Genomic DNA, 12825 nt, shown 5'->3' on the forward strand with positions numbered 1-12825 from the left:
ATGTTAGAACGAGAATCAAATCAAATTTTTTCTGAAAAGCTCCGCGCCCGCTTTATTGAACTGGGACTTTCAAAACAAACTGCTGCTAAAATAACTAAACTTATAACTCCTGTAAAATTAGAAGGTTACACTTTGGTTTCCTATTGCGCAGAACCTTTTTATAGGGATCACATCATCTCCCCCAAAAAAGATGAAATTGAAAAAATTGTCCAAGAATGCTGGGGTAAAGAGTACACTTTTAAAATTGAATCTCCTAGTCATGAAGAAGATGTTCCCAAAATTAAAAATTCAAAAAATCCTTCCTCTGATTCCCAAATCACACTTTTCCCAGAGGAAACAAATTATATTCCAGAAAAGAAGAAAAAACTAAAAAATAAAGGTCATTTTGAAATACCCGCCTCTTCAAAAGCAGATGAAAATCCTTCTTCAGAAGAAAACTTTCAACCTCCTGTTAATACAGAAAAACCACGAACCCTTGATGCTACTCAAAATTTTGGAACATTTATTCGTTGCGAAAGCAACTTGGTTGCTTACTCAGCATGCGAGGCTGTGGCAAAAAATCCGGGTAACTTATCAAATCCTTTATTTATTTATGGAGCCACAGGACTAGGTAAAACACACTTACTCCACTCTGTGGGTAATGAAATTATTCAAAAAATTCCCAATGCAAAAATTCTTTACATCACAAGTGAAGATTTTGTGAATGATGTCATTCACAAAGGAATTCGAGTTGGCAAAATGGATGAAGTACGTGCAAAATATAGTGCTTGTGATGTTTTATTAGTGGATGACATTCAATTTCTTGAGAAAAAAGATGCTTGCCAAATAGAATTTTTCCACACTTTTAATGAACTTTATCAAAAGAGAAAACAAATCGTTATCACGAGCGATAAATTTCCTAAAGATATTCCAAATATTGAAGAGCGCTTAAAAAGTCGATTTTTACAAGGATTGCTTGTTGATATTGAACCACCTGGTTTTGAAGATCGCGTTGCCATTATTGAAACAAAAGCGAATTTAATTGGTTTAAAAATCAATCAAGAAATCTCTTTTTTAATTGCTACACATGCAAAAACAAATGTGCGAGAAATTCAAGGGCTGCTTAAAGATCTCTTAATGAATCAACACATGACTGGGAGAAGCCCCACAATTGATTCTGTAACCACGATTTTAAAGAGACGTTTTCCTACGGGAAACATGGAAGCCTCAATCGATACAACGGCAATTCAAAAAGTTGTTGCCAATCATTTTCAAATTAAAATGGCCGATTTAATGGGGCCCAGTCGGCAACAAAAATTTGTTGTCGCACGTCATATTGCTATGTTTTTAGCCAAAGAAATGATCGGTCTCCAAATTGTTGCCATTGCAAATGCATTTGGAAAAAAAGATCACACAACTGTGTTACACGCCATGTCTAAAGTAAAAGAATTACTTGATAAAGATGATGATTTTAGAGGAAGCTTTATACAAATTAAAAGAAAAATTGAACAGTTAATGCAATCTAATTAATTTGCACATATTTACCAGAAGCAGCTCTAAAAATTCTATCAAATATGGCATTTAATTCTTCATTATTTTCTGACATTAAATTTGGTAGTAATATATATTTTGCGTTTTTAATCGATTCTGCTTCTCGCAAAAATTGAAATAAATTACGACTCGCCTCTTGGGGATTTCCCGATTCAGAAAGATCAAAATATTTTAAAAATAATTTACCTAAATTTTTATGACTCGCATTAAAGTCAATCATAACAGCGTCTTTAAAGATATCACTTGAAAATAATTGACTATTTTTATCAATTAGTTCTTTTTTTTGCACTATAAAGGCTTCAAGAGAAGGTGCATAATGCGTAAGCAATTGACCAGGCGCTTCCATTCCAGATGAAAGATGCTCTCCTATATTGCTTATCTTAATTTCTCTTTTAATAATTTTAACCTCTACAGAAACACCCTTATCTTGCAAAACTTTTTTAATTTGCAATGAACTTATAGCTCCAGGACGTAATATAGATAGGCTTTTTTTTTCAGAAATTTTAACAACTGTGGATTCAATTCCAATATCACAACTTTGATTATTATCTAATATAAATAAGTTAGGGTAATCCCCTAAATCATCTAAAACATGCTGAGCTTTTGTGGGGCTCACATGCCCAAATCGATTGGCACTGGGAGCAGCAAGGGGCAATTGCGATTGCTTTAATAAACTTTGAGCAACTTCTCCGATGGGAATGCGCAACGCAATAGCATTGCCGCCTGCCGTGATGAGTTTTGAAATATTTTTAGAAGCATTCACGATTAAAGTTAAGGGACCTGGCCAAAAAGCTTCACCTAATATGTCAAAACATTGTCTTTGAAATGAGGTCATTTCTGTTAGACTTTCAGCTTGAACCATTGAGTTTATGTGAACAATAAGGGGATCGGATTTTGGCCTTCCTTTTGCATGAAAAATCTTTTCTAAGGCCTTATCATCCAGTGCATTTCCGCCTAGTCCATAGACAGTTTCCGTTGGAAATGCGACTAATTCTCCTCTTAAAAGAGCTTTTACACAATAACTTACTGATTCGTCAGAGAAACTTAAAATTTGTGCCACAATCCACTCCGATTTTTTATACATTTCGAGTTCTTAATCGACTTATCCACATGTTATCCACATAGAAAGTGATCACCCTTAGTGATCGCATTTTTTCCATATTTTAGAATGATTTTCAAGGTTTTTGCAAAAAGTTATCCACATCAAAATCAAAAGTTATCCACATACTCACATACAAAAAAGAGGACTAAAACCCACTTTTGGTTAGCAACATATTTCTCTTTTGGCAATGTGGATAACTCTGTGGATAAGATGTGGATAACCTGTGGATAACTCAAATGCCTCTTGATTAAGCAAACAGTTATCCACATAAATTTCCTTTTATCCACATTGTATCCACATGTTTTCCACATCTTATCCACATGATTTTGAGCTTTAAATTTTACCATTAGTGTATGAAAAATAACAGGTTGATCACTTTCAAACCCAAGTTATCCACAAGAAAGGGGGTAGCCTACTACTACTTCTAATAAAAAAGTTTTTAAATTTCTTATAAAGTGTATAAGAAGTGTGACTCAAGTACTCATGCTTGAACAGCTGTTGACAATAGGTTAAGCAAATTATTGCATAGGTGAATTTTTTCAAAGGTGGACACATGTTTAAAAAGAGCAGATATTTTTTTTCATCCGACGTCCAAAGTATAAGCCCTGAAATTTCTGCTGAGTTTGAAAGGGATAAATTAGCAAATGCGTTGTTATCAGTAAGTGCAGCTCAAATTGATCCCGATATCGGTTGGGTACAACTTACCTTTTCAGGCGATCAAAAGGTTGTTATTTCATCAATCAGTCATAACCTCGCAATCAAATGTGAAATAGCAACGCCTTATACAGGACAAGGAACTATCAAAGTATCAGGAAAACAGTTTTCTGATTATGTAAAACAACTCCCTTCATCAAAGGTTTATTTAAAAGCGGATTTACCTTCTCGTATTCAATTGAAATGCGGAAGAAGTTCTGCAAAAATACAGCTAGTTCATGATCAATCTCAAAGTAAAATTGATATTCCAGAAGCGGGAACACGAATCACTGTAAAAGGAAGTCATATAGATCGTTGGGTTTCAAGCTTTAAGGACTTTGTTTCTGTAGATGACAATCGTTTTTACGCAAACGGTGCTTTAATTTGGGCAGAAAAAAATTCTGAAAATACTCCAATTATTAACGCTGTGGCTAGTGATGCCTTGCGATTGGCAAAAGCAACTTTAAACGAAGGCATTCAAATTGACAATTTAGACTCGAGTCAAGTGCTTGTGCCAAGAAAAGCTCTTGAGGAATTAAGAAGAGTCGCTTCCTTAGAGCCTGAAAAGGAATTTTGTATCAAATGGCATGAAAAAGAGCTCTTTTTCTCTGTCGAATCAGAAGAATATACTATGTTTGCAAAGTGCATTGCGGGACAATATCCTCCGTATGAAGCGGCATTGCCTCAAAAAATAAATACTGAAATTCAGTTAGATTTAAAAGCAATTCAGGATAGCGTAAAACGTTCTTTGCTTTTTGCAGATAAAAATAAAGTGATGAAATTTCATTTTGAAAATGCTCTTTTAACGATGGCAAGTTCGACTCCTGGCCAGAAAGAGGGCGAGGAAGTGATAGAAATGAACGCATCTATAGCATCTCCTTTCGAAGTGAACTATAACGGTTCTTTGATTATGGGTATTTTAGGGGTTTTATCCGGTTCACGAGTCCAATTTGCTTGGGAAAACATGAATAGACCTGTTAAAATTACCGGGGAAAATCAAAGAGGGCTTGATGTCTTTTATCTTCTTGTACCAGCCCGTTTTTAAAATTGTTTTATAAGTTTTTAATTTTAGATTAAAGAAAAGAGCTATGTTTAATAAATCCAATTTATTCGTTTGCGATCCAGGAAATTATGAAAAAAAAGATGACGGATATGGTTCTTCAAATATCACTGTTTTGGAAGGATTAGAGGCCGTTCGTAAACGTCCTGGGATGTACATTGGCAACACAGGCACAGTAGGTCTTCACCATTTGATTTATGAAGTGGTTGACAACTCTATTGATGAGTTTTTAGCGGGTCATGGATCTCAAATTGAAATCACCCTACATCTCGATGGAAGCGTTACTGTTGCCGACAATGCGCGTGGGATACCTGTTGATAAACATCCTTCAGGAAAAAGCGCACTTGAAGTTGTTATGACAATTCTTCATGCGGGCGGAAAATTTGATAATGAAATTTATAAAACTTCAGGCGGTTTGCACGGTGTGGGTGCTTCTGTAGTAAATGCTTTATCGAGTTATTGCCGCGTAGAAGTGAAAAAAAATGGCGGCGTTTATGAGCAAGAATACAAATGTGGTATTCCTCAGTTTGATGTACGGAGAATAGGCGACACAACAGCCCATGGCACAACAACAACATTCAAACCCGATGGCACTATTTTTCAAGATACTACCGAATTTAGTTTTGATTATTTATGCTCACGACTTCGTGAATTATCCTTTTTAAACAAAGGAATTTGTATACGACTTGTTGATGAAGTCAAAGATAAATCTGAAGAGTTTAAATATGAAGGCGGGCTTGTTAGCTTTGTTGAATATTTAAATAGAAGTAAAGTGGTTATTCATCCTAAACCTATTTACATGAATGTTGATAAAGACGAAACTATCATTGAAATCGCATTGCAGTGGAATGACAGTTATTCCGAAAGTGTTTATTCCTATGCAAATAACATAAATACAGCGGAAGGTGGCGCTCACCTTACAGGATTGAGAGGCGCCTTAACGCGTGTTGTTAATCAATTAGCTTCAAATGACAAAGCTGTTCAAAATTTGAAGGAAGGATTATCTCCCGAAGACATTCGTGAAGGTTTGACGGGAGTTGTTCATGTCAAACTTCGTGATCCCCAGTTTGAAGGACAGACTAAAAATAAACTTGCCAATTCACGGATCAGAACACTAGTAGAAAGCTCATTAAATGAAAAATTGAGTGATTATTTTCATGAAAATCCTGACGTAGCAAAGAAAATTGTATCTAAAATTGTTGATGCAGCACGTGCTCGTATTGCGGCACGTAAGGCAAAAGAATTAACTCGTAGAAAAAGTGCGCTGGATTTAGGCGGACTTCCTGGTAAAATTGCAGACTGCCAAGATCGCGATCCGGCAAATTGTGAGTTGTTTATTGTGGAAGGGGATTCTGCGGGCGGTTCGGCAAAACAAGGGCGTGATAGAAAAACACAAGCTGTATTGCCCTTAAAAGGTAAAATATTAAACGTTGAAAAAGCAACTACAGATAAAATGCTTTCTAACCAAGAAATCCGATTGCTAGTTCAAGCTTTAGGAACGGGTATTGGACGGCATGATAATGATGTTGATATTTCTAAACTTCGCTATCATAAAATCGTCATCATGACGGATGCGGACGTGGATGGAGCCCATATTCGAACTTTATTTTTAACCTTTTTCTATAGACAAATGAAAGAAGTTATTAAAAGAGGACATCTTTATATCGCCCAACCACCTTTATATCGCTATAAGAAAAGTAAAATAGAACATTATCTTAAAGATGAAGGTGCTCTCGATAAATTTTTAGTTGAAACATCTATGCAGGACGCAGTAATTATTGATGCTAATGAAAAGACATTAGAATTATCTGTTGTTAAAAATATGCTTTCTTGTGTCGAAAGAAGAAATCGTATTACAAATATTTTAGCACGTAGAAGAAGTTCTGTTGTAGTTAATTATTTAGCAAATTATACTAAATTAACTCCTGAAATTTTTTATAATAAAACAGAGTTTGAAAATTTTGTAGAAGAATTAAAACTTCATGTTCTTAAATATGGTCATGTCTATGCAAAAGTTGATTTTGATAATGAACACAATAGATATTACGCTATTTTAGATATACAACTATCTGGTAAACCTTATCATTTTAAATTAGATTTTGACTTCATTAGTTCGTCAGAGTTTGAAGAGTTGAAAAGACTTTCTATGCAATTAGATTCTACTTTCTCTCTTCCTTTAAAGTATTCTCACGATAAAAAAGCTAAAATAATCCCATCTTGGGTAGATTTAAGAGAATTTTTACTTTCAGAAGGTAAAAGTGGAGCGTATATTCAGCGCTATAAAGGTCTTGGTGAAATGAATGCGGAACAATTGTGGGAAACGACAATGAAGCCTTCTACAAGACAATTTCTTCAGGTTACAATTGAAGATGCCATGGCTGCTGATGATATTTTTTCTATGCTTATGGGTGACGATGTTCCTCCAAGAAAAGAATTTATTGAATCAAACGCTTTGAATGTCAGAAACCTTGACGCTTAATTAAAGTAAAAAGTTGGAAAATAATTATGTTACAAGAAAAAATAGGTATTGTTTCAGCAAATATTAATGATGAAATGAAAAACGCTTATCTTGATTATGCGATGAGTGTTATTGTAAGTCGTGCTCTTCCTGATGTGCGCGACGGCATGAAACCTGTTCACAGGCGTGTTTTATATGCTATGTATGAACAAAATAATATGCACAATAAACCTTTTAAAAAGTCAGCGCGTATTGTCGGTGATGTATTGGGTAAATACCATCCCCATGGTGATAGCGCCGTTTATGGTGCATTGGTTCGTTTAGCACAAGACTTTTCTATGCGCTATCCGCTTATTGAAGGTCAAGGGAACTTTGGTTCTATCGATGGCGACTCTGCTGCTGCGATGCGTTACACCGAAATTCGTTTGGCTAAAATTTCCGAATCACTCATGGCATCGATTGAAGAAGATACCGTAGATTTTGGCCCCAACTATGATAACAGTGAAGTTCAACCTCTTGTTTTGCCAACTGTTTTACCACAACTTTTAATTAATGGACAAAGTGGTATTGCTGTCGGGATGGCCACAAATATACCTCCTCATAACCTAGGAGAGATCATTGATGCCTTAATTCATCTCATTGAAAAGGGCAAAACAACAGTTGAGCAGTTGATGCATTTTATTAAGGGTCCCGATTTTCCTACTTATGGAATGATTTGTGGACTTAAAGGAATTCAAGATGCTTACCGCACGGGGCGTGGCAGTATTGTTGTCAGAGGTCGTGCTGTTGTTGAATCAACTAAGGGAGGTCGTGAACAGATTATTGTCACTGAGCTTCCTTATCAGGTAAATAAACTCACTTGGATTGAAAAAATTGCAGAGCTGGTCAAAGACGAAGAAGTTCAAGGAATTTCAGACATTCGTGATGAAAGTAATAAAGAAGGCATACGCGTTGTCATTGAAATTAAAAAAGGTGAAAATGCTGAAGTTATTTTAAATCACCTTTACAAGAGAACACGCCTACAAGACTCTTTTGGTGTGAATATGGTCTGTATTGTAAGAGGTGTTCCGCGTTTACTTAATATAAAAGAAACTTTGGAATATTTCTTAGAGCACCGCTTAGAAGTGATTACACGCCGTACCACTTATCGCTTACGTAAAGCTGAAGAACGTTTGCATATCTTGGAAGGTTTAAAGATTGCTGTCGATAATATTGATAAAGTTGTTGCCACAATACGCGGTGCTGAGAGCCGCGACGATGCTAAAGAAAAATTAATTTCAGCTTATTCTCTTTCAGATAAACAAGTGACTGCTATTTTGGATATGCGTTTGGCTCAATTAACAGGCTTGGAACGCGACAAAATTATTGCTGAATATCAAGAAACATTAGCAATTATTGCCGATTTAAAAGACATATTAGAAAAGCCTGAAAGAGTGAAATCTATTGTTAAAGAAGAATTTATCAACTTAAAAAAATTACACAGCGATCCCAGACGTACAGAAATTGCAGTTGATGCAGGAGAAGTCGATATCGCAAGTTTAATTCCACCCGCTGATGTCTTTGTTACTTTTTCAAGTACGGGATATATTAAACGTGTTAATCAAGATGAATTTAAAACTCAAAACAGAGCAGGCAAAGGAAAAACAGGAGCTGCATTAAAAGAAAATGATGTCGTCAGGTTTACATTCCATGCTCATACGCACGATTATGTTTTAATGTTCTCAAATTTAGGTAAAGTTTATAGCTTTAAAGTTTATGAATTGCCAGAAGCTTCTGCTACGGCCAGAGGAAAATCTATAAATCAAATTTTAACAATGTCTAGTAATGAACAAATTACGGCAATGCTACCTGTTAAAGAATTTGCAGAAAATAAACATATTTTAATGGTAACAAGACAAGGAACTATCAAAAAAACCGAATTATCTTCATTTTCAAATATTCGTTCTGGCGGTTTAAGAGCCGTTACTTTAGAAGATGGTGATACTCTGGTGTCCGTAAAAATCACTTCTGGTAAAGATGAAATTGTGATTGCCACAGCAAATGGGCAAGCCGTTCGCTTTGATGAAGATGATGTTCGCAGTATGGGAAGAACCGCTAAAGGGGTGCGAGGCATCACTCTTGACGATGAAGACAAAGATTATGTTGTTGCTGCTGAAGTTGTAAAACCAGAAGAAAGTTTACTTGTTGTAACAGAAAAAGGTTATGGAAAACGAAGTAAATTAGAAGAATATAGGAAAACAAGCCGTGGTGCCAAAGGCGTTAAAGCAATTAAAATTAGCGAGCGCAATGGCAAAGTCATAAGTATGATGTCAGTTCCATCAGATGGTGATGTTATGTTTACGACGAATACAGGCCGCGTATTAAGAATTTCTGTTTCTTCATTAAGAGTCATGGGACGCGTAACACAAGGTGTTTGTTTAATGAGAATTCTTGAAGATGAAAAAATAGTTTCTGTTTCAATGCCAAGTGAATTTGATGAGACTCCTGTTACACCTATTGAGTCCAACGAAGAAGTTGAGTAAAAAGTATGAAAAAGTTTTTAATTGTTTCATTTGTATCTTTTTTAACGGGATTATTTTTTTTTATTTCTTGCGGTAGAAGACCTTTAGCTCCTCCTATAGGTAATAATTTATCTTTTCCAGGAGCGATGGCGGCCTTAAATTCAAATAATTTTTTGCTTTTAAATACTTCTGCAAATGGTGATTATTCTGATGGCAGTATCCAAACATATACTGTTGATAATTCAGGTAATGCTACATTAAGCAATGTATTATCTATTCCTGCACACGCGACTGAATTTGCTGTAAGTAATGATTCAAAATTGGTCGCTTTATCTTTTGATTCTAGTTATACAACAACACAAGTACAATTTTACAATTATACTTCTTCCACTAACCCAACATCATTGCCTAATATTACTCTTAATTTGCCTTCATCAAATGGCAAACAATCTGTAAAAAAATTAGGAATTTTTAAACGATCTGGCGACAGTTCTTATTATGTATATGGAACCATTCTGACCTTTCAAAACGATGATAACACTGGGGGCAATGTCCCTCCAAGAACATTTTTAGCGAAGGTAGCTAGTAATTTTTCTACAAGTCAATTATTATTTGTTCTTTCTTATGGATTAAATGATCCGAGCTCTTTAGCACAGCAGTCTTCTTCGTTAAATAGTGCCATTTCTTCAAATGTTGTTCAATATACCTTTGGTTCTATAGCTCCCACATATGATGCAACACATGATTTATTTATTGCCTTTCCTACGGGGACAATTGGAGGATACAATGGGTCTATAAATGAATATCCTGGATTACCCAATCCTCTAACTTATTTTTCGGGCAAAACTAATGGTAATGTAACATTATGTAATGGTAAAAACTGCCAAATTCAACCTGATTATCGTTCTACTTCAATGATAGTTGTCGATTTAAATGCATTGATTACAAGTGGAAATCCATTAAATAATTCAGCATTTTTTGTGCCACTAGGCTGGAATCAAAATGGAATGCCTTATGCATCCGTTTCAAAAGGGACTTCTATTATTGATCCAAATAACACTTCCAATAGTGATAAAAATTCATTTACTTTTCAAACTGGTTTTTGGTCGTCATACTGGGCAAACACCCCAAATAATGGAGCGGGTGCTGTGGGATGTTTTACTACTGCTGCATCATCAAATTCAAACCAATATACGGTATTGGGAGATAATACCCTCTTTGTTGTGAAATCAGGAACAAATGGGGGGAATGATTTATCGTCTAATGATGGGAAAGTAGGTAATGGTAATGAGGTGATGGCACTTACGGGATTGGATATTTTAAAAGCGAATATCAATTCAATTAGAGCATCTCGCGGAGGTGTTATTTCTTCGGGTGAATCCGATTTTGTAAATATCTCTAAATATCAAATAATTGATCCTTATAATACAATATATAATCCAACCCTAAAAAGCTCTTGGTTAATTGGTGATTCTTCTACTCAAAACGCAGGTCCTTTAACTCCTTTTATGTACTCAAGAACATCAAATGTTTCTAATTTTGATACGACTCCAACGGGTATTGGAAATATGAGTGTGTTAAATTTCGGTTCTAATCAATGCCTGCCTTATTGGGCAAGAAATACTGCAGTATCTGGATCAATGGGGCGAGATTCAGCTTGGTTAACCGCAAATCCGGTAGCGCTCGCGCAAGGTAGTAATTCGACATATCCTAAATTAAATAATGATCCGACACAGCCTTCAGTTTTTGCTTTCCCTACAGCATCTGGCGCACAAACGTGTACAGATGTGTTTGCAGGAACCACTTCGACACCAAAAATTTTCTGTGTGAATTATTTGAATTCTAGTATAACAAGATATTCTGTATCTCAATCGAGCACTGTATTTACTTCTTATTAAATTGGATGGTTGGTATGAAAATATTTATAGATTCAGCTGATATAAACGAAATAAAAGAAGTTGCAGAACTTGGCGTCTGCGATGGAGTTACGACAAATCCGACATTGATAGCAAAATCAGGACATGATTTTAAAACAATTCTGTTAGAAATTATAAATATCATTCCAGGTCCTGTCTCTGCTGAAGTGATTTCAACAGATGTGAAAGGTATGTTAAAAGAAGCTGAAGAATTAGCTAAAATAGCGAACAGCATCGTTATTAAATTACCTTTAACTCAAGAGGGATTAAAAGCCTGCAAACACTTAACAGGGAAAGGCATTAAAACAAATGTGACACTTTGTTTTAGTGTGGGACAAGCGCTTTTGGCTGCTAAAGCGGGTGCTACCTATGTTTCTCCTTTTATTGGCAGACTTGATGACATAGGAGAAGAAGGAATTCGCTTAATTTCTGAAATTCGAGCATTGTATTCTGCTCATAAAGTAGAAACCAAAATTTTAGCAGCGAGTATTCGCAATCCAAGACATGTTACCGATGCTATTATTGCAGGGGCGGATATTGCTACAATTCCTTATCATGTTTTGCTGCAGCTCTATAAACATCCTTTAACAGATAAAGGACTTGCTCAATTTATTGATGACTGGAAGAAATCAGGGCAAAAAAGTATTTTATCTTAATTCATATATAATAAATTAAAGTATAGTAAGTTAAAAAATGAGCGTATTTATATTTACAGGAAATCAAGGAAAACTATCTGAGTTTCAACAGATGTTTTTAAATAAACAAAATGTTATCGGTCTTAAAGAGTTAAAAAAAATTTCAGAAATCGGTATTGTTGAGCCTATTGAAAACTCAGATTTTTTTCTTTCAAATGCTTTCATCAAAGTATTTGCAGCAGTTCAATATGTTTTAAAAAATAAAAATCAATCATTATTTCAGGATATCGATAAAATTATAATTGATGATTCTGGATTATGTGTCCCCGCTCTTCATTTTAAACCTGGTGTGCATTCTGCAACATACGCAGGTGAACCTAAAAATGATATTCATAATAGATTAAAACTTATAAATGAAATAAATAAAAATAGTGCTGCCTATTTTGTTGGAAATGAAAAAAGATTACCTGCTTTTTTTGTGTGTTTTTTATTTGAGATTGTTTTTTCAAATAATCAAGAAAATTTATTATTTATCAATAATTATTCATTCAATGAAGCAAAATATTTTGTAAATCAAAAATTAATAGAAGTGGAAACCAATTTATTAGGCAATGTAAATATGAAGAGTGAAGGAGGTTTTTGTTCTGTAGAAATTCCTTTTTCTACATTTTATAAAGAATTCCCTTCCGATTTATTGATTCATGTTCATTATGGTTTTTGTATAGGCGAAGTTTCTACTCAAGAACAAAATCTCATTGAAGGGGCAGGACATGGTTATGATGCGCAGTTTTATTCCAAAATGAATTCGAATCTCTCATTTGCAAGCATAACTATGGAAGAAAAAAATAAATTGAGTCATCGTGCTTTTTCTATGAAGGCATTTCAAGAAAATTTAACGCAAAAAAAATAGAAACGAAATCATACTTAAAA

At 34.9% G+C, this 12825-nt stretch carries 8 protein-coding genes; 7 read left to right on the forward strand and 1 reads right to left on the reverse strand.

Annotated elements, in window-relative coordinates; translation table 11 throughout:
- Positions 1–1509, forward strand: coding sequence for a chromosomal replication initiator protein DnaA (dnaA, locus tag AXG55_RS00005; protein ID WP_148696103.1), 1509 nt, complete (start codon positions 1–3; stop codon positions 1507–1509).
- On the opposite strand, the gene AXG55_RS00010 is transcribed toward dnaA, so the two are convergent.
- A complete protein-coding gene (locus tag AXG55_RS00010) occupies positions 1502–2614 on the reverse strand; it encodes an L-threonylcarbamoyladenylate synthase (RefSeq protein ID WP_148696104.1) in 1113 nt (370 codons plus the stop codon). The two genes, dnaA and AXG55_RS00010, sit on opposite strands and share 8 nt — an antisense overlap.
- Before the next feature lie 571 nt (positions 2615–3185).
- On the opposite strand from AXG55_RS00010, the gene AXG55_RS00015 reads away from it, so the two are divergent.
- From AXG55_RS00015 to AXG55_RS00040, 6 genes are read left to right on the forward strand one after another with little or no spacing between them, the layout of a single operon-like run.
- Positions 3186–4370: a DNA polymerase III subunit beta gene (locus AXG55_RS00015; RefSeq protein WP_148696105.1), complete on the forward strand. Its 1185-nt coding sequence runs from the start codon at positions 3186–3188 to the stop codon at positions 4368–4370.
- A 43-nt stretch (positions 4371–4413) separates the two neighbouring features.
- A complete protein-coding gene (gyrB, locus tag AXG55_RS00020; RefSeq protein WP_148696106.1) occupies positions 4414–6864 on the forward strand; it encodes a DNA topoisomerase (ATP-hydrolyzing) subunit B in 2451 nt (816 codons plus the stop codon).
- Positions 6865–6890: 26 nt separating this feature from the next.
- Entirely contained in the window at positions 6891–9365 is a 2475-nt protein-coding gene (gene gyrA / locus AXG55_RS00025) for a DNA gyrase subunit A (RefSeq protein WP_148696107.1), read from the forward strand.
- A gap of 5 nt (positions 9366–9370) precedes the next feature.
- Entirely contained in the window at positions 9371–11242 is a 1872-nt protein-coding gene (locus AXG55_RS00030) for a hypothetical protein (RefSeq protein ID WP_148696108.1), read from the forward strand.
- A gap of 14 nt (positions 11243–11256) precedes the next feature.
- On the forward strand, positions 11257–11916 hold the full coding sequence (gene fsa, locus AXG55_RS00035) for a fructose-6-phosphate aldolase (RefSeq protein WP_148696109.1): 660 nt from the start codon (positions 11257–11259) through the stop codon (positions 11914–11916).
- 37 nt (positions 11917–11953) lie between these two features.
- Positions 11954–12805, forward strand: a complete 852-nt coding sequence (locus tag AXG55_RS00040; RefSeq protein WP_148696110.1) for a non-canonical purine NTP pyrophosphatase — start codon at positions 11954–11956, stop codon at positions 12803–12805.
- The last annotated feature ends 20 nt before the right edge of the window (positions 12806–12825 follow it).

Origin of the sequence: Silvanigrella aquatica, assembly GCF_001907975.1 — a bacterium.
Classification (GTDB): Bacteria; Bdellovibrionota_B; Oligoflexia; order Silvanigrellales; family Silvanigrellaceae; genus Silvanigrella; species Silvanigrella aquatica.